At 59.0% G+C, this 18,910-nt stretch carries 16 protein-coding genes and 1 pseudogene; 6 read left to right on the forward strand and 11 right to left on the reverse strand.

Annotated elements, in window-relative coordinates; all coding sequences use genetic code 11:
• Positions 1-7: 7 nt before the first annotated feature.
• On the reverse strand, positions 8-451 hold the full coding sequence (locus PWG15_RS34840) for a hypothetical protein (RefSeq protein ID WP_275027414.1): 444 nt from the start codon (positions 449-451) through the stop codon (positions 8-10).
• A 220-nt stretch (positions 452-671) separates the two neighbouring features.
• On the opposite strand from PWG15_RS34840, the gene argF reads away from it, so the two are divergent.
• From argF to PWG15_RS34865, 5 genes are all read left to right on the forward strand, one after another.
• On the forward strand, positions 672-1,667 hold the full coding sequence (argF, locus tag PWG15_RS34845; RefSeq protein WP_275027415.1) for an ornithine carbamoyltransferase: 996 nt from the start codon (positions 672-674) through the stop codon (positions 1,665-1,667).
• A 90-nt stretch (positions 1,668-1,757) separates the two neighbouring features.
• On the forward strand, positions 1,758-3,353 hold the full coding sequence (locus tag PWG15_RS34850) for an MBL fold metallo-hydrolase (RefSeq protein ID WP_275027416.1): 1,596 nt from the start codon (positions 1,758-1,760) through the stop codon (positions 3,351-3,353).
• 48 nt (positions 3,354-3,401) lie between these two features.
• The gene (locus tag PWG15_RS34855; protein WP_275027417.1) at positions 3,402-3,968 is read left to right on the forward strand and encodes a hypothetical protein; all 567 of its coding nucleotides are present in this window, start codon (positions 3,402-3,404) and stop codon (positions 3,966-3,968) included.
• 62 nt (positions 3,969-4,030) lie between these two features.
• Positions 4,031-5,353, forward strand: a complete 1,323-nt coding sequence (locus PWG15_RS34860; protein WP_275027418.1) for a trypsin-like peptidase domain-containing protein — start codon at positions 4,031-4,033, stop codon at positions 5,351-5,353.
• Between the two features lie 53 nt (positions 5,354-5,406).
• The gene (locus tag PWG15_RS34865; RefSeq protein ID WP_275027420.1) at positions 5,407-6,519 is read left to right on the forward strand and encodes a site-2 protease family protein; all 1,113 of its coding nucleotides are present in this window, start codon (positions 5,407-5,409) and stop codon (positions 6,517-6,519) included.
• An 11-nt stretch (positions 6,520-6,530) separates the two neighbouring features.
• Here the strand turns inward: PWG15_RS34865 and PWG15_RS34870 are convergent, their stop codons facing one another.
• The 8 genes from PWG15_RS34870 to PWG15_RS34905 all read right to left on the reverse strand — a co-directional run bounded on the left by PWG15_RS34870 (position 6,531) and on the right by PWG15_RS34905 (position 14,226).
• Positions 6,531-7,730, reverse strand: coding sequence for an efflux RND transporter periplasmic adaptor subunit (locus PWG15_RS34870; protein ID WP_275027421.1), 1,200 nt, complete (start codon positions 7,728-7,730; stop codon positions 6,531-6,533).
• A gap of 3 nt (positions 7,731-7,733) precedes the next feature.
• Positions 7,734-10,097, reverse strand: a complete 2,364-nt coding sequence (locus tag PWG15_RS34875) for an ABC transporter permease (protein ID WP_275027422.1) — start codon at positions 10,095-10,097, stop codon at positions 7,734-7,736.
• Between the two features lie 9 nt (positions 10,098-10,106).
• A complete protein-coding gene (locus tag PWG15_RS34880; RefSeq protein WP_275027424.1) occupies positions 10,107-10,826 on the reverse strand; it encodes an ABC transporter ATP-binding protein in 720 nt (239 codons plus the stop codon).
• 51 nt (positions 10,827-10,877) lie between these two features.
• Positions 10,878-11,336, reverse strand: coding sequence for a host attachment protein (locus PWG15_RS34885; protein ID WP_342457077.1), 459 nt, complete (start codon positions 11,334-11,336; stop codon positions 10,878-10,880).
• Positions 11,337-11,352: 16 nt separating this feature from the next.
• Positions 11,353-12,183: a universal stress protein gene (locus tag PWG15_RS34890; RefSeq protein ID WP_275027425.1), complete on the reverse strand. Its 831-nt coding sequence runs from the start codon at positions 12,181-12,183 to the stop codon at positions 11,353-11,355.
• Positions 12,184-12,253: 70 nt separating this feature from the next.
• Positions 12,254-12,778 (reverse strand): Hsp20/alpha crystallin family protein, encoded by a 525-nt coding sequence (locus tag PWG15_RS34895; RefSeq protein WP_275027426.1) that lies wholly within the window; start codon positions 12,776-12,778, stop codon positions 12,254-12,256.
• A gap of 152 nt (positions 12,779-12,930) precedes the next feature.
• Positions 12,931-13,182, reverse strand: coding sequence for a hypothetical protein (locus tag PWG15_RS34900; protein ID WP_275027427.1), 252 nt, complete (start codon positions 13,180-13,182; stop codon positions 12,931-12,933).
• 87 nt (positions 13,183-13,269) lie between these two features.
• Positions 13,270-14,226: a glucokinase gene (locus PWG15_RS34905; protein ID WP_275027428.1), complete on the reverse strand. Its 957-nt coding sequence runs from the start codon at positions 14,224-14,226 to the stop codon at positions 13,270-13,272.
• 128 nt (positions 14,227-14,354) lie between these two features.
• Between PWG15_RS34905 and ppsA the strand changes: the two are divergent.
• Positions 14,355-16,728 (forward strand): annotated as a pseudogene (ppsA, locus tag PWG15_RS34910) (phosphoenolpyruvate synthase).
• Positions 16,729-16,756: 28 nt separating this feature from the next.
• On the opposite strand, the gene PWG15_RS34915 reads toward ppsA, so the two are convergent.
• Positions 16,757-17,077 carry an ATPase inhibitor subunit zeta gene (locus PWG15_RS34915; RefSeq protein WP_275027429.1) on the reverse strand — a complete coding sequence of 107 codons (321 nt, stop codon included), beginning with the start codon at positions 17,075-17,077 and terminating at the stop codon, positions 16,757-16,759.
• A 26-nt stretch (positions 17,078-17,103) separates the two neighbouring features.
• Positions 17,104-18,726, reverse strand: coding sequence for a chaperonin GroEL (gene groL / locus PWG15_RS34920; protein ID WP_275027430.1), 1,623 nt, complete (start codon positions 18,724-18,726; stop codon positions 17,104-17,106).
• Between the last annotated feature and the right edge of the window lie 184 nt (positions 18,727-18,910).

Genomic DNA, 18,910 nt, shown 5'->3' on the forward strand with positions numbered 1-18,910 from the left:
GCGGTTTTCAGCGTAGCGGGATAAATACCCCGTCCGCCTCCCGATCAGGCGCTCCGTTGGCAGCTGGCCATCGGCGCGGCTCAAAGCTTGCGATATGAATGGCGCCGCAATGCCTATCGAGCGCCCGCGCCCTCAAATATCGAAGCAGGGCGTCGCAGACGCCACGTGCGTCGCCGGCGCTGGCTATGGCGAAAACGGGGACGGAGAGGTATCTGCCCCGTCGTTCATTATGCCGGGCACGCAGGATGGCGATACCCCTGATGTAACCGAGCGAATTTTCGACAACTGCGATCTCCTCGACAAAAGGGGAGGGATATTTGCGCATGAGAGCCGCTGTGCAGATCTGCCGCCATGCATCGAGGTCGATGTCGCAGCCCGCGGCGCCGATCAGGCAATAGGCCCGCTCGATCTGCGCTGCTTTGATTGGGGCGACGGCATATGCGGAAGCCATAATATCCTTCCCGATGATTGGATCGGATTGAACGGACCGGCCGAACCCAGAGTTTTGTGCCGTGCGATTGCAGGCTCGCCATCCAGGATGGGTTGGTAAGGCTCACTATGGCCGTAGTTTTCCCGTGAGTCGGGAAGCCGTCATTGACGAGCATCAATGCCGGCAACCGATATCTGTCTTTTATTTGTTTCAAAGAGCGCCTCAGTAAGGAGGAAGCGCCATGCCGGTTGATCTGCGCGGTCGCAGCGTGCTCACCCTTGATGAGCTGACTGCCGAGGAAATCCACTACCTGCTTCGGCTTGTCGCCGATCTAAAGAAAAAGAAGCGGACTGGGACCGAGCTCAAGCAATTGAGCACCAAGAACATCGCGCTCCTGTGCGAGCGAGATTCGATCCACGCACGCGCCGCCTTTGAAGTCGCGGCCCACGATCAAGGTGCCAATGTTACCTTGATCGGACCGTCAACCGGTCACACGCGATATCGGGATTCGGTCAAGGACACCGCCCGTTTTCTCGGCCGGCTGTATGATGCAATCGGGTATATCGGCCATTCCCAATCCGCCGTCGAAGAGGTAGCCAGATGGGCACGTGTGCCTGTCTACAATGGAATGACGGACGAGTCGCACCCCACCCAAACTTTGGCCGACCTGGTGACGATGCAGCAAAGCAGCGAGAAGCCTCTCGATGATATGATCGTGGCCTTCCTTGGGGATGGGCGCAGCAACGTCGCACGATCATTGGCAGTGGCGTCCTCAAAGCTTGGCATCGACCTCCGCATCATTTCGCCACCGAGTTTCTGGCCGGAAGCGCCCTTCGTCGAACGTGTAACGTCGGTTGCTAGGGATAGTGGCGGCCAGATAACTGTGCTGGAGCACGTTGGTACCGGCATTCTCGGGGCAGACTTTATTTGCACGGCTCCCTGGTTTACCGAGGGAGACGTCCGCTGGGCCGAGCGGGTGAGGCAGCTTGCGCCCTTCGCCATCAGAGAGAATGCGATGGAAGCGACCGACAACCCGCACACAAAGCTGATGCACAGTCTGCCCGCCTGGCACTGGCGGGAAGATGAGGCCGGCGCCCGTATCGCCAAGCGTTTCGGCGTCGAATGCATGGAAGTGTGTGATGGTGTCTTTGAATCCAAATCCTCGATCGTGTTCGATCAGGCTGAAAATCGCATGCCGGCAATCAAGGCGCTTCTCGTGGCCACGCTTGTCAGTTGATCGCGTCGATCGGAACCACCCGTATCTTGCGGTTGAAGCGAACCAGTTCCTGGGGTCTCGCGCCCGACGACCAAAATGAGGCTTGTGCAGATGATCACTCAACCGCTCATTCGCTTTCATGGAGCCGCAGGCACTGTTACCGGCTCCTGCCAACTCATCGAGTTCGGCTCGACAAGAATTCTGATCGATTGCGGGCTATTCCAAGGGTCCAAGACGGAAAAGGAGCTCAACTATCGTCCGTTCCCGTTCGATGTCGACAGTATCGATGCAGTGATCCTGACGCATGCACATATCGACCACTCCGGCCTTTTGCCGAAGCTCGCCAAACTTGGCTACGGGGGCCCGATTTTCGCAACACCGGGCACGGCCGATCTGTGCTCCGTCATGCTGCCAGACTCTGCTCATATCCAGGAAAGCGAAGTCGACCAGCTCAACCGCCGGAACCTCAGGCGTGGGAGACAACCGGTGACGCCGATATACAGCGCTCGTGACGCAGCTGCGGCGGTCACGTTATTCAGGCAGGTGCGCCTCGGCGCATGGGAGAGGGCGGCCGACGGAGTGCGTTTTCGCTTCTGGAACGCCGGCCACCTGCTCGGTTCGGCGTCCGTCGAAGTCGAGCTGGACACGTCCCCAACGCCCCTTAGATTGCTTTTTTCGGGTGACATCGGCCCACAACACAAGCTTCTCCAATATGACGCCGCCGCACCGACCGGCTGGGACTATGTCGTTTGCGAAAGCACCTACGGCGACGTCGAGCGGGAAGATGCCACCGACGAAACCAGGCGGCGCATTTTGTGCACGGAAGTGTTGGAGGCGACCCATCCAAACGGCGCGTTGATCGTGCCATCCTTCGCGGTGGAACGAACCCAGGAGCTTCTCACAGATCTCGTCTACCTGATGGACACGGGTAAGATTGAGAAATGTCCAATCATCATCGACTCGCCTCTGGCGACGCGTGCGAGCGAAATCTTTCGGCGGCACGCGCGGGAACTCGAGAATGGCGATCTGCTTGCCAAGGCTCTGCAAGCAAAGAACGTGCGCTTCACGGAGACCCCCGAGCAGTCGAAAGCAATCGATTTCATGAAGGGATTTCATATTGTCATAGCCGCCAGCGGAATGTGCGAGGCCGGTCGCATAAGGCATCGCCTGAAGAATTGGCTTTGGCGGGACGAGGGAACGGTGCTCCTTGTCGGCTACCAGGCCGCGGGCACGTTGGGACGTATTCTTGAGGACGGCGCCTCCGTAGTGCGCATTCAAGGCGAGGACATTCGCGTGCGCGCACGCATCAGGAAGCTGGACATCTATAGCGGGCATGCCGATGGCAAGGAGCTTGCAGAGTGGGTGCGGTCACGCGAGCCGATCGGCGCCGGCGTCTTCCTGGTGCACGGTGAAGATGCGGCTCTGGAGGGGCTGAGACAACGTCTCCAGACATTCCTGACTGAGGAGAAGGTAGTTCGTCCGCGTTTGGATGCTGCGTTCCGTTTAGAGGCGAAGGGAGCGGTCGAAGTATCCGAAGGCGTCGCCCCACCACGTATCGATCCACTTCGCGCCGGGCGCATGGACTGGAACAACGATTTGCAATCGCTGGTACTCGATTTGCAAGCGGAATTGGCCAAGGCAGCCGATGACAAAGCCCGGGGCGTGGTCATTCGTCGCGTTCGACGGGCATTGAACGAGGACGCTTGAGCCGGAGCTCACGCTAGCGACCAAGTGAATAGACCTGGAGCAGGCACGTTGGACGCAATATCATCAACCGGCGACCGCCATACGATCCTGATCCGCATCGATCAGTTGGCTCGGCTCTTCAATTCGCTCGATCCTACACCCTTCCATGAGCGGGATCTGGACGAGGACGCTGAGCGCTTCATTGTAGAATGGGCTGAGGAGGCCCCTAAAGATCGAGCAATTGCAATCGTCGTGCAATTGCCGCCGGAGGAAGTCGATACGGCGGTCATACGCGTCGTCCAGGAGGCGATGCGCTACAATTTTGAAAGCCGCGCCAAGCAGGCCAGTCACGAGTTGCGGCAGCTCCTGAGGGAGGGTCGGCGAGCCTTGTTCATCGGCGTTCCGATCCTGGCAAGTAGCCTGATCGCAAGTCAGCTCGTGACCAATCTGTCCGGGGAGGGCGCATTCTCGCGTGTGGCCAGCGAAAGCCTGGTCATCTTCGGTTGGGTGGCAAACTGGCGGGCGCTGGAGATATTTCTCTACGACTGGTGGCCAATCCTGCGACGCGGCCGGCTCTATCGTCGTCTGGCTGCAGCTGACGTTCAGGTTCTATCCCACACATTTGGTGTTCCTTGATGCGCGTCAATGCGCGCGCGCACACAGATGAGATCCTGACTTCATAGTCAGGAGTGTAGGATATGCAGAATCTATCATGTTTTCTGCTTGCCACCGCGATCAATGCTTTCACCACTTCGCCAGCCCTGGCAAGTGGTGGCGCAGGGTTCTCTGACGCCCTGGCGCGGGTAACGCCAGCGGTCGTTGGCATCAGCAGTACCGCCAGCCGCATATTGACGAACGACTTGCTGGACGATGCGAACGTTCGAAAGATCCTGGGCCTGCCCGACAATGTCCTCATCGTACAGAGCGATGCCACTATTACGGGATCTGGCGTCATCATCGACGCAGAACATGGCTACATCGTTACAAACAGCCACGTAATCGCCGATGCCGATGACATCGCCGTCACGCTCAAAGACGGCCGCGTTCTGCTGGCCGAAGTTGTGGGCAGCGATCCGCCAACCGATCTTGCCGTGATCAGGATTGAGGCGCCGAGCCTCGTTGCCCTTGACTGGGGGCGATCGTCCGTTCTGAAGGTTGGCGATTTCGTGGTAGCAGTAGGCAGTCCCCTTGGCTTGGAGCAGACAGCAAGTTTCGGGATCGTAAGCGGGCTCAGTCGCTCGGGACTCGGGATCGACGACTATGAGGACTACATCCAGACTGATGCCGCACTCAACCCGGGAAACTCCGGCGGCGCGCTTGTCAATGAAGCGGGCGAGCTTCTGGGCGTGATACGCGGGGCACCGCCGCCGAACGAAGGCGCCCAGGGCGTCGGTTTTGTGATTCCTTCTGAGCTGGCGTCCAAAATCGTTAGCGCTCTCATAAAGGATGGAGAAATTAGGCGCGGTTCGCTCGGCATGTCCGTCGTCCGCTCGCAGGCAGGCGATACCGCAACACAGGTTCTGGTCGTTGACCGGCTCTCCTGCAGTTCGGCCGCAGAGCGCCAAGGAGTGAAGCTCGGCGATGCCGTGACTGCCCTCAACAATCACGCGGTCTCGACTGAGGCCGCCTTCAGGAATGCAGTCAGCCTGCTGGCGCCCGATGCGCAGGTTACCCTCGATATCCGCCGAGAGGGGAGGACGAAACGGCTGGAACTGAAGCTCGTCGATCCCGAGAGCGTTCACGGCGCTCTGGTGCATCGCACCCTCGACTCAGTGACCCTCGCCCTGCCGATTGAGCCGGCTTCGCGCGCATGTACGCCCAACGGGGCAGTACTCGTGGAGGTGCCGTCCGACAGCGTAGCGTATGCGGCTGGGCTCAGAGCGGGTGACTACCTGACATCGATCAATGGTGAGCCGGCCGTCTCGACGTCTGGGATTCAAGCCCTGTTGGACGCCGCAGATGGCAATGTTTCGTTCGATATCCTGCGCGCAGGCACAGCGTATCGATTTGTGGTTCCGTAGACGCAATTTTTCGACGATCGGCTTTTGGAAAAGAATATCGGAGCGAGAATACCATGCAGTGGTCCTTGAAACTGGGTACCGTCGCGGGGACCGAAGTCCGCGTTCACGTAACATTCGCCCTTCTGCTCATTTGGATCTGGGTCATGCACTACCGGATCGGTGGCCCGCCTGCCGCCTTTGAAGGCGTTGCTTTCATCATCAGTGTCTTCCTCTGTGTAGTGCTTCATGAATTCGGGCACATAGCAGCCGCCCGCCACTTCGGCATCAAGACACCGGATATCACTCTTCTGCCGATTGGAGGCCTGGCGCGGTTGGAGCGCAACCCCACGGGGCCGCTTGAGGAGTTCGTGATCGCCATCGCAGGCCCGCTCGTAAACGTTGTGATTGCTGGCCTCGTCGTCATGGTCATCGGGGGAACCTTGGGCTGGGAACAACTGCTGGCGCCGCAGGATCCCCGCGTAGATTTCCTGACGCGGCTCGCGGGGGTCAATATTTTCCTCGTCGTGTTCAACATGATCCCTGCCTTCCCGATGGATGGCGGGCGCGTCCTCCGGGCAATTCTTGCCTGGCGTCTGCCCTGGGCGCGGGCCACCACGCTTGCGGCTCGCATCGGACAATCCATCGCGGTAGCCATGGGTGTCTTTGGTGTCTTCTTCAACCCGTTGCTTATTCTCATTGCAATCTTCGTCTATTTCGCCGCGGAGACCGAAGCGCAAGGCAGCGAACTTCAGGAGATTTCCGCTGGCACGAGCGTCTCTGACGTGATGATTACCGCCTTCGCGACCCTCGGGCCCGAGGCGCGTGTCGGCGAGGCCGTAGAGCTCTTGCTTGCAACGAGCCAGAGCGAGTTTCCCGTATTGAACGAGGCCGGCCGGTTCGAAGGATTGATGACGCGCGAGAGCATCGTCCAGGCGATGAAGGAAAAGGGTGCTGGCGCGCCGGTGATCACGGTGATGCGCCGCGACATTCCGACAGTCGATGAACAATCGCCCATCGAAATCAGTCTGAGGCTGATGCAGGAAGCAGGCACGCCTGCCGTGCCAGTAGTCGATCGCAGCCACCGCGTTGTCGGCTTCATCAATTACGAAACCATCGGGGAATTGCTGATGCTTCGCAACGCCGATGAACGCTTTCAGCCTGGTGGACGTGTTCGCCACTTGCCTTGATCATGTCCGACCTATCGCTCGATGATTGCGATCCCTTCCGTAATGCGATCACTCGGGTAGAGAATGACCTGTTCGCCCGGACCAAGTCCGTCGCGGATCTCCACTTCCAGGCTGTTACGTTGGCCCACGACCACCATTCTTAATCGCGCGTGGCCTTCCTCAGCGGTGAATACCGCCCAATTGTCCGTCTGCCGGAACAACGCGCCTAGCGGCAGTTTGAGTACATTGCCTTCGAAAAGGATAATCCGGGCGTCAGCCCGATAACCGTGCCCAAGAGTTGGCCATTGTGCCGATGGATCGGTGAAATCGAGAACAACGTCGACGCGTTGTTCTTCGATACCCAGTGCCGAAACCTTTGTCTGACCGAATGGCTCGATCCGGCGCACGATTGCGTTAAGATCTTGCCCACCCCAATTGGTCACAATAGCCTTTTGACCTGGTTTGAGCTGGACGGCGTCCTCCGAGAGAAGATTGACGATGAGCTCCATGTCATCGGGATCGCCGATCTCTAGCAGGGGGGTGCCGGCATCGACCACGCCTTCACTGCGGCGCATGACCCTTAGGACCACACCATTTACGGGCGCGGTCAATGCAACGCACTCGCAGGGTCCGCTACGGTTCCTCATTTCCTGTCGTGATAGCAGGCGTGAGCGCGCCTGGCTAAGTTCGTGGCGCCTGACGTTGAGCGCTGCCTCCGCCGTCGCGAGGTTGGCCTCGGCTACATTGTAGATGCGCTCCGCATCGTCAAGAGTTCGCTTCGAGATTGTGTTGCGCTCCATCAACAGACGCGCGCGGCCTCGCTCTGCCTCCGCAAAGGCGAGGTCGGCCTTTGCCTTGTTGAGTTCGGCGGCAGCGAGGTTGTAGGCGGCCCCTGCTGCTTCCACCGCCGCTCGTTGCTCCGCTTCCGTTCTCACGTCTAGGAAAGCTGGAGCCGCCGGTTCAATCTGGCCAAGCAAGGTTTCTCCAGCCTTAACGGGATCGCCCGCCTCAGCGGTTATGCGCTGTAGCTGGCCGCGAAGAGGCGCATGAAGAGTGTAGACTTCGCGCACGCGGGTCTCACCTTCCTCATCGATCGTCACGCGGAGCGGACCGATCTGTAGCGTCGCCAGGTCCACCGGAACCGGCTGGGGTTGCAATGCATAGGCGAGTCCGATTACCAGAACGGCCGCCAGGCTTCCCCAGATTGCCAGTCGCTTTGGGGCCGTGCGCACCTGCTACTCCCTTGTCTTCAGCGCAGCGATCAGATCCAACTGGTCGAGCCGGCGACGCGCGACTGCGGCGCAGGCCAATACCGAGGCAAGCATGATGATCGCGGCCTTGCCATAAGTAGCATTTTGAAGCACGAGTGGCACACGGTAGAGTTCGGTCTCGAACGCGCTCGTCATCCAGCATGCGAGCGCCAAGCCCATTGCGGCGCCGAGAGGAACGGCGAGCCATGTGAGTAACCCGACTTCCCCCAGAAGAATGTAGGAGATTTCCCAACGCGTGAAGCCGAGTATGCGCAATGTTGCAAGCTCCTGCGTTCGCTCGGAGATGGCGATGCGGATTGAATTGTAAGTTACTCCCACCGAAAGCGTCATCGAAAACGCGACGAAGAAGCCAATGAAGATGAAGATCGTCTCGCCCATGGTTTTGTAGAATGTATCGATGGCAGCGTGCCGAAACTGAATGGAAGCTATGCCAGGCATGGCCTTCAGTTTTGCGAGGAGGTCGGCTCGGCTGGCCGCGTCCAAGCGGATGTGCACACCACTCACAGCACGACCGTCTCCAGCAACGCGATTGAGGGCTCCCATCTCCATATATGCGGGCTTGCCAATGTAGGTCTCGAACACTTGCACCACGCGCATGCTAATCGAGGCCTGGTGCCCCTCCAGAAAGTGGAGAATAACGGTGTCGCCGATCTCAATATGCAGAAGATCCGCAAGTTTTCGAGAAACAATCAGGCCGCCGGGCGGAATTTCAAGGCGTCCGCGCCAAACGTCGAATACGGGGCTAAGGTTTGCGCTTAGCGGCACTCCGATTATGCCCTGGCGCTCGGCATAATGCCCGCGGGTGATGCGAGCGGGTACATAACGATAGGGTTCGACCGATAGTACGCCTTGGAGATTCTCGAAGTCCCTGACGGTTTTGAACGGGCGAAGTTCGTTGAATGCGACCGTGGCGTCCTGGTGTTGCCCGCGTTCAAAGACCGTTTCGGCAAGAGAGTCGATTGCATCAACCCATTGGAGAGCCATGACCATGACAGCTGTCGACATGGCTAGTCCAAGACTTGTGAGCAATGCCCGTCCGGGCCATCGCATGATCCGACGCACGATCATGCGGGTCGGCCCGTCGATTGTTGCGGCGAATGCGGGACGGGTTGTGAACAGGCGTCGATAGACGGGAGGTGAGGGCGGTTTCATAGCCTCGGCTGGCGGCAGCCGAACGGCGCGATAGCTCGCCGTCAGGCTGCCGGCGAGCGCGGCAACCAGACTAATTGTCGCGGACGCCAAGAATGCGACAGGGCCAGGTCGATAGAGCAGGAAGGGAAAGCGGTAGAATTTTGTGTAGAGTTCAGTATTCCAGTGCCCAAGCCATGCGCCGATCAGCGAGCCAAGCGCGATGCCGACGGCTCCTATTGCAAAGACGAGTTTGAAGTAGTGCCAACCGATTGTCCAGTTGGCATAGCCGAGGGCCTTCAGCAGGCCGATTTCCCGGCGCTCGGTATCGACGAGTCGCGCCATTACCAGGTTCGTCAGGAAGGCCGCCACGGCGAGGAATATGGCCGGCATCACGCGAGACAGGTTCTTCTGTTGTGCAATTTCGCTTTCGAGGAACCAGTTCGAAGTCTGGTCGCCGCGACTGTAGGCCCCGATGCCACCGTGGGGCTCAAGAATGTCATCGAGCCGACGAATGACATCGTTGACGTCGGCGCCTGGCAATAGGCTGAGCGCAACGCTATTGAAGGAGGCCTTGAGGTCGAAAGCTGCGGCTAAGGCGTCCCGTCCCATCCAAAGGATACCGAAGCGTTCGTCGTCCGGCATCAGCCCGCCTGGAGCAATAGCGTACACGAATTCCGGGCTGAGCGCGGTTCCCACGATCTGCAATGTGCGCTTGCGACCTCGCAAGATGGCTTCAATACTGTTACCGGGCGTCAACCGATGCGCTTCAGCAAATGGCTCGCTGACGACGACCTCATCGGGTCGGGTGGGGTCGACCAAACGTCCCGAACGGATCACGAGCGCATTCAAGAGCTGCGGGCTTCGGTCGGGCAGGGAGATTACCTGCGCGACGACTGGCTCAAGATACCCGCCGATGTTGATGATGGCGCGCTCGTCGATTCGTGTTTCGATCAGCCTGGCGCCCGGGATGTCCGCGATGTCGCGCCTGCGGTATTCTGGCACGCGCTTGGCGTGAGCAAATACATCGGCAAAGCGGGTCCGCTCATAATAGGCGGCAGTCGTTTCCTCCAGTGCCTCGATCGTTGTCAATGACATGATCAGCAGCGCCGTGCCCGATGCTATAACCAATGCGATCGCCAGAAGCTGAGCCTTCATTTTCCAGAGCTGCCGTAGTAGTTTTCGGTCGAGGCTGGTCATCGCGGCTACTCACCAACTCAACTCACTGGGCGCGCGTTGCGTAGTGTTACACCGCGTTTCAATGATGCGGCCATCCGCAAAATAAAGGACGCGATTGGCAATTTCGGCGATTACAGCATTGTGGGTGATGAGTGCAGTGGTGGTGCCCAGCTCCCGATTGATCTTGAGAATGGCCTCGAGAACGAGAATTCCAGTCTTGCTGTCGAGAGCACCTGTCGGTTCATCACAAAGCAGTAAGTCGGGTCGCTTTGCGATCGCCCGAGCGATCGCAACACGTTGCTGTTCTCCGCCGGAGAGCTGTGCAGGAAAATGATCGAGGCGATCGCTCAGCCCGACAAGCGCCAATGCATCGGCGGGCGGCATGGGATCCCTGGCGATCTCGGTCACCAAAGCCACGTTTTCGCGCGCAGTCAGGCTTGCGATGAGATTGTAGAACTGAAACACAAAGCCGACGTGGTTTCGCCTGTATTGGTTGAGCGCACGCTCACTGCCAAACGAAAGCGGATGATTGCCAAAGCGAACTTGGCCAGACGTGGGTGTGTCGAGACCGCCCAGGATATTGAGTAAGGTGGATTTGCCGCTTCCGGAAGGTCCGAGCAGCACCACGAGTTCAGCTTTGTAAAAATCGACATCGACGCCGCGAAGGGCAGACACCTCAACTGCGCCCATTCGATAGACCTTCGTCAGGTCTCGCGCCTCAAGCGCGGCGGCCCCGTCTTCGATTTCCACTGACCTTCCCTTTTGATTAGACGATCGGGCACCGGCATTCCAATCTATGCCCTAGTCGGTAAGGTACTTTTCAATATCCGCGACCTCGAAATTGACGAGATCTTTCCCCAGTTCTGCGCTGATGACGGACCGCGCGTGTGGGTCGAGTTCGGTGCGCAGCTGGCCGAGCACGCGTGGGGGCGCTGCCAGTACGAGGCGTTGGATACCCTCGTTGCGGACAAGGCCCGAGACCCTCTCAGCAATATTTGCGACGAACCTTTCTTCGGCCTGCCGGTGCAAGTCGGTCTGCTCGACCTTGCTTCGCGCTCCGCCGACCGATTGAAAGACCCTTCCCTCGCGATCGCTCCCCAGCATGCGCGCCGGTGCTCCTGGATTTGCGACGGATTCGATCACGATCAGATTGAGGAGTTCAGAGTCCCCGGCGTTGCGCATGATAAGGGCCCGGCCTCCGTCGCACGCCAAAACCCAGCAATTGTGCGGAATTCTTGGTTTCATGGCTTCACCTCTCATCTGCGATGCCCCCCGTTCAGTGTGCCATGAGGATTGGCAACTTCGCCTCGTTGAGCATGGATTTCGTGACACCCCCGAGGATGAGCTCCAAAAGCTTGGAATGCCCGTAGGCACCCATGACAATCATGTCGGCGTTGATGTCCATTGCATGCATTTGCAGCGTCTCGGTCACAAAGTGACCTGCGCTCGGCAGGGTCTCCACCGAGACATTGATGCCGTGGCGGGCGAGATACGTTGCGATATCGGCGCCCGGTTCGCCACCGCTCACCCTCAAGGCCGCAACGGGGTCGACCATTGTGACGTGAACGGATTGAGCCATCTTCATTATTTCGAGCGCATCTCTTGCGGCATGGGCCGCGCTCGGGCGCGAATCCCACGCGAGTAGGATCGTCCTCGGCCGCAATGTCGCGACTGCACCGGGCGGTACAAACAGGACTGGACGACCAGCTTGGAAAAGCCCGCCGCTTACAATCTGTGACTTCAGCTCGTCGCTCGCAAATACACCGGGGCCGGCCAGGATCAGATCCGCGTAGAGAGCTCTTTCGCCGATATCGTAAGCGGGGCCTGCGACCTCCGCGTACACGCTGTCGACATCAAACGACAACCCGGCCGATGCCAGGCGCTCGCGGATCTTGACCATATGATCTGAAAGCCGCTGCAGGTTGCGCTCGCGCACTTCCAGCCAGCTCGGCGACAGCGTCTGATAGCGTCCGGTAGGCACGGGGGCCATGGTGACGACCAGGGTGCTGAGATGTGCACTCACCTCGCCGCCCAGGTTCATCGCGATCTCTAGATCCTCGGCGGCTCCATCGTCTGCGAGCACGTTCAAAATCGTCTTGAATGACATGATATCCTCCCTTTGGCGGTCAGCGCTCCGCAAGGCGCTTGAGCCCCTGCGGAGCGGAGCGCCGAGCCCGTTAGGCGGCCTTCACCTGGATCTTGCGATCGTTCTGCTGAGCCTCGGTGGTTTTTGGCAATGTGACCGTCAGCACGCCTTTCGAAAACGTCGCCGCAATCTCTTCGGCTTTCACGCCCTGAGGCATCTTGAAGGTGCGCTGGAAGGAGCCATAGCGCCGCTCGGACAGGACGTATTCCCTGTCCTTTTCTTCCTTGGCCTCCAGCTTTTCGCCGCGGATCGTCAGATTTCCGTTCGAGACCTTAACCTCTATGTCTTTTTCCTCGATCCCTGGCAACTCGGCGGTGATCTCGTAGCTCGCCTCTTTCTCGACGAGATCAATCGCTGGCGCGAGCGCCCAGGTCGGCAGGACGGTTGAGCTGTGAATATGCACGGGGTCAAACGACCGGCGCCAGAAGCTCGGAGTGAAGTCGTCGAACAGGCGGTCGATTTCAGCCCGCAAACCTTCAAAGGGCATCCACGATTGCGCGCGGGAGCGAGGAGCTTCGTCTTGCTTGATGGGGAGTTTCGTCGGTGTCTCAGTCATGACTGGTTTCTCCTTTGAGTAAACGTGGGACCTGGCCGGCGACCGACAAAGGACATGGAAAAGAGGCGCTTCGACCCTCCATCCGCCTTTGGCCTTCGACCAGTAGACCGGACAATTAGACCGCGATCTGCAAGCTGGTGCATTGACGCCCGTCAAAGCTGGCTCCCTCGCTGCTTTGACGCAGAGCAATGCAAGGCATTGCCATTCGTGTTGTTGTTCACCAAAGCGCGACGTTCAGGGATTTCCAGATGACCCGGCGTGACATACGGCACATGATACAGGCGGTCCTGTTGAACTGGCTTCTGCTGATCCTGATCGTTCTCATGATCGCTTCGGTCTTCAGTGTGCTCCTGATAAAGGGGGTTTTTCTCAAGGAAAGACAGGTGCGCGTCGAACCGTCTCAAGGTCTGGTCGCCTCTTGTTGCACGGTTCAGGCTTAGCGCAGACTGCGTTCATCGCCGAACCCGTTGGCTCGTAATTGGGCAAGCGGCTCAATCCAGGCGCCCGGCGAGTGCCAAAGCCGCGCCCTTCAAAATCGCGTCGTCGCTGCGGATGATGAAAATTGGTATCTCCGCAAGCCAGGCCGACCGTCGGCCCTTCGCTTCGAAAGCTGCTCGAAACAAATCGGCCTTCAACCGTCGTTCCATTCTTCGCGGAATGGCCCCCCAGAGATAAATGCCGCCCCTGGCATCATAGAGAAGAGCTATGTCACCAGCGAACCTGGCCAGCCAGGTGGCGAAATTGTCCACGGCCTTCGCGGCCACCGCGTCGCTCCCGCTTAGTGCCGCATCGATGATGCTGGAGGCCGGCGAGCCGCGCACGGCCTGACCGGCACTTTCGAGCAGCAACTCATTAAGATGGCAAAGACCGGCCTCCGACAGGAGGTTCTCGACCGAAACGTAGTCGGTAGCGCAACGGATGCGCTCGAAAATGTCAAATTCCCCACGCGTCTGGGGGGCAAAGGATATACTTCCCGCATGGGTTCGGTGCGCGGTCCATGCGCCATCGCCCGGGGTCAGCGACGTAACGCCGAGCGCCTGCCCGACGCTGATGATCGCCTTCGGCGTGTCAGGTTCGACCTTTTGTCCGCTGATCAATTTTGTGTCGTGTAAAGTCAGATGAGGGAGAACCAATGCCAGCGCGTCGAGCGCCTCGACCTTGAAAACTCGCGAGGGTGAAGTGCCCCAATCGAGTTGTTCTGCCAGATCATGATGAAGGCGATCTTCGTCGGTAGCCGGGCCGCCGTTGATGACCGCGACGCCGATTGCAGAAGTCGCGACGGGAGTGGACTGGATATAGGCGGCCAGCGCGTCGGTCACGCAGGAAAAGGCGTTGTTGTCGAACTGTACGTAGTGGTCGATCGATAGCCGGTCGTAGTCTGTGACCGCAAGGCGTGTGTGTGTTTCGCCTATCTCCGCAACGATTGCCTGACGCGCCAACTTGCCCACCGCAGGTCCTCCTCCCAACGTTCACGAGATTGTGCCGCAAGTCCACCGAATGCGCTTTGACGGCCGTCAAGGTCAGACCCCACTTAGGGGTTTAGGATTTGCCGGTTCTGAATGCTGGAGGCTTTGGGATGATATCCGTTATTTGGCTCGAAAACGTCAGACGAGGCGACATCGGTGACGTTGGCGGCAAAAATGCCTCGCTCGGCGAATTGATCAATGGGCTCTCCGGGAGCGGTATCAAGATTCCGGGTGGATTTGCCACGACGGCGCAAGCCTATTGGCGCTTCATCGATTTCAACGGCTTGCGCGAACCAATCCGCGCGCTTGTGGCCGCATGGGAATCCGGGCGCGACGCCCTTTCCCAAACCGGTACGGCGATCCGCGCCCTCATCCTGCAGGGTGCCTGGCCCCCCGACATCGAGGAAGACCTGATATCGGCCTATCGCAATTTGTCGAAAAGGCTTGGCATCGAGGCCGCGTCCGTCGCGGTGCGCTCGAGCGCCACCGCTGAGGATCTGCCAGCGGCGAGTTTTGCAGGGCAACAGGAAAGCTACCTCAACATCGCTGGCGAACGAGCACTCATGGATGCCTGCCGCCGCTGCTACGCGTCCCTCTTTACGGATCGTGCCATGGCATATCGCCAGGCAAACGGCTTCGAGCAGATGAAAGTGGCGCTCTCGATCGGCATCCAGCAGATGGTACGCTCAGACCTTGGCGCAGCCGGCGTCATGTTTTCGATCGAAACGGAGACCGGGTTCAACAAGGTTGCCGTCATCAATGCGAGCTGGGGGCTTGGCGAATATGTCGTGAAGGGCACCATCGATCCCGATGAATATCGCGTCTTCAAACCGTTGCTCGGCATTCCTGACGTTGTGCCGATAATCGAAAAGAGACGTGGCTCCAAGGAACGCAAGCTCGTCTACGGCGATCGGTCATCCCCGACGCAAGGCGTCTTGACAAGCGTCGAGGAGAGGGCGGGGCTCGTCTTGAGCGACGAGGAGATTGTCAAGCTGGCCCGGTGGGCCGTTGCAGTTGAGACGCACTATGAATGTCCCATGGACATCGAATGGGCGAAAGATGGTCAAAACCAGGAGATCTGGCTCGTCCAGGCGCGCCCGGAGACGGTGCAGTCACAGGCGGCGACCAACTTGCTGTCGACGTACCGCATCAAATCCAAGGGACGACCGATCGCTCGGGGACTTGCGATCGGCAACGCCATAGCGTCGGCGCCCGTATGCCTTGTCGAAACTGCGGGCAATCCTGATCGCTTTGTCGACGGAGCTGTTCTGGTTGCAGCGACCACGGATCCGGACTGGGTTCCGCTGATGAAACGTGCCTGCGCTATCGTCACCGACCATGGCGGCCGGACGTCACATGCCGCAATCGTCAGCAGGGAGCTCGGTGTTCCTGCGATCGTCGGCGTTGGAAACGCAACGCAGTTGCTTCACCCGGGGGAGGTGGTCACCGTATGCTGTGCTGAAGGTGATGAGGGCACGATCTACGAGGGGCGGGCGGACTTTGCCGCCGAGGAAACAAACCTCTCCGACATACCTGAAACGCGAACAAGGGTGATGCTGAACCTTGCCGATCCGCAGGCTGCATCCAGGTGGTGGCGGTTGCCGGCCGACGGCATCGGGCTTGCGCGCATGGAGTTCGTGATATCGAATACCATCCAGATCCATCCGATGGCGCTTGTCCACTTCGACGGCTTGCGGGATCAAGCCGCCAGGGAGATTATCGACACCCTGACGCGGGAATACACCGACAAGACCGAGTACTTCGTGGACAAGCTCTCAGCCGGGCTGGCGCGACTTGCCGCTGTCGTATTTCCGAAACCGATCATCGTTCGCATGAGCGACTTCAAGACCAACGAATATGCCGGTCTTTGCGGCGGAACGCAGTTTGAACCGCAAGAGGAAAACCCAATGATCGGCTTTCGTGGAGCCTCCCGCTACCATTCACCCCGCTACAGGGATGGGTTCGTGCTGGAGTGCCGTGCCACGCCTCCGACGGAGGATGGGCTTTGAGAATGTCGCGCTCATGATCCCCTTCTGCCGCTCTCCGCAAGAGGCGGAAAAGGTGTTGGATACGATGGCCGAGAATGGATTGAAGCGGGGCAACGGGCTTGAGATCTACATCATGTGCGAAATCCCTTCCAATGTCATTCTGGCAGCCGAATTCGCGCGGCACTTTGACGGGTTCTCGATCGGCTCGAACGATCTGACCCAATTGACGCTTGGCATCGACCGAGACTGCGAGGACCTCGCCGCCGACTTTGATGAACAAGACCCAGCGGTAAAGTGGATGATCCGCAAGGTCATCGGCGACGCAAAGGCGGCCGGCGCCAAGATCGGGCTTTGCGGACAGGCACCGAGCGATTATCCCGAATTCGCCGCGTTCCTCGTCGACTGCGGAATTGATTCAATCTCCGTCACGCCCGACAGTTTCGTCGCTGTCAAACGAATGGTCGCGACTGCGGAAGCGAAACAGGAGAAAGGGTAGGGGATCGAGGCGAACGGAGCGTAAAGCGTCATTCCTCGGCTTCGAGCTGCTCGGCTGCCACATAAAGGAGCGCACGCATTTTCTCCTGTAGCATGGCCTTGTCGGCCGCCACGTTGGCAGCGCGCAGATCATCGAAAACCTTCAGCAAGACATCATCATCTCCCGGATCTGTTTGACCGGCCGCGATCACCTCTTCCACATAACCCGGTACGTCCGCGCGACCGATAACCTGCGCCGCCCACCTCGCCAGAATGCGATTGCGTCGATCGCGAACCCGGATTGCTCTTTCGAAATCAAGGAAATACTTTTCTTCGAGAGCCTTTTGGCGTTCGTTCAATGCGATCATCATCATGATACTCCGACATCTTCTGGGGGCTAAGCTTGGATGCCGGGCTCGACAAGACCGTCTCTTGCCGGCTCCGGTATTTCTGTCATGGTGGCTTCGGTGAGCAATAGAACGCTTGCAACCGACACCGCATTCTCAAGCGCTACGCGAACGACCTTTGTGGGATCGATAATGCCGGCAGACATCAGGTCGACATACTCCTTCCGCCCGGCGTCAAAGCCGTAATTGCCTTCCGCCTCCATCATTTTCGCCACGACGACGCCGCCATCTGTGGACGAGTTCTCTGCGATCTGGCGTGCCGGGAGTTCGAGCGTGCGCTTCAGGATCTGCACGCCGGTGCGCTCGTCGCCTTCACAAGTCCTCTCCTCATCGGTAAGGGCATTTACGCATCGCAAGAGGGCAAGGCCGCCTCCGGGAAGAATACCTTCGGCTACCGCCGCCTTGGTTGCGCTGATGGCGTCGTCGAGCGCTTCCTTCTTCGACTTGAGTTCCGCTTCCGTGGCAGCACCCACCTTTATGACGGCAACCCCGCCTGAAAGTTTTGCCAGTCGCTCCTCGAGTTTTTCTCGGTCGTAGTCACTCGTCGTCGTGGAGATTTCCCGCCTTATCTGGTCGGCGCGGCCGGCAATCGCCTTCTTATCTCCCGCGCCGCCGATGATCGTCGTCGTATCCTTTGTGATGACCACCCGTTCGGCGCGACCTAGTTGGTCGGCTGTCACCGTTTCCAGTTTGATGCCCAATTCTTCGGAAATCAGCTGACCGCCGGTGAGTATGGCTATGTCCTGAAGCAGCGCCTTTCGCCGGTCGCCGAAACCGGGTGTCTTCACGGCACAGTTTCGAAGCGTTCCCCGCATCTGGTTGACGATCAGCGTGGCCAGCGCTTCCGTTTCAACGTCCTCGGCGATGATCAGCAACGGGGTTCCGGACTTGGCGACGGCCTCAAGCAGGCCGACGCAGTCTTTCAGCGACGTGATCTTCCGGTCAAGAAGCAGAATAACAGGATTCTCAAGCGACACTTCCATCCGCTCCGTGTCAGTGACGAAGTAGGGCGAAAGATAGCCGCGATCGAACTGCATGCCTTCAAGGACATCAAGGACGGTCTCCGTAGATTTAGACTCTTCGACGCTGATGACACCTTCGTCGCCGACACGCTCCATTGCTTCCCCGATCAGGCAGCCGATGTGCGTGTCGTTGTGCGCCGAGATGGTTGCGACCTGTTCTTTTTCGCGCTTTGAGGAAACGGGGCGCGAATTTCGTTTGAGTTCGGAAACGGCGCGCTTGAGCGCCCGGTCCAGGCCTCGTTTGATATCGATCGCGCTTGCGCCGGCCACGACGTTGCGAAGGCCGTCGGCGAAGATCGCGTGGGCAAGAATGGTCGATGTGGTCGTTCCGTCGCCGACGATTTCGCCGGTCTTTTCTGCGGCCTGCCGCAGCATCCGCGCACCGAGGTTTTCCTCTGGGTCCTTGAGATCGAATTCCTTGGCGATCGTCACGCCGTCATTGCAGACGATCGGCGAACCCCACTTTCTCTCAATCAGCACTGCCTTGGATCGGGGTCCGAGTGTAACTCGAACCGCGTCGGCGAGCTGAGCAGTTCCCTTCAGGATCTTTTCGCGCGCGGCTGAGTGGAAAAGAACTTGCTTGTGCGCCATGGTTCCGACCCTCCGTAAACTACCGTCTAGCACAGGAGGAGAGATGCGGCCTTGATGGGCGTCAAAGACATCTTCATTTGCGCCGCCGCACCTTTGACGGCGGTCAAGGCGAGACTGGTCGATTGGTGCTTTGATGAAGCGATCGAAGTCCCAGAGTGGGGTCGCAGCGATGATTTACAATACG

Origin of the sequence: Ensifer adhaerens (assembly GCF_028993555.1) — a bacterium.
Taxonomy (GTDB): Bacteria; Pseudomonadota; Alphaproteobacteria; order Rhizobiales; family Rhizobiaceae; genus Ensifer; species Ensifer adhaerens_I.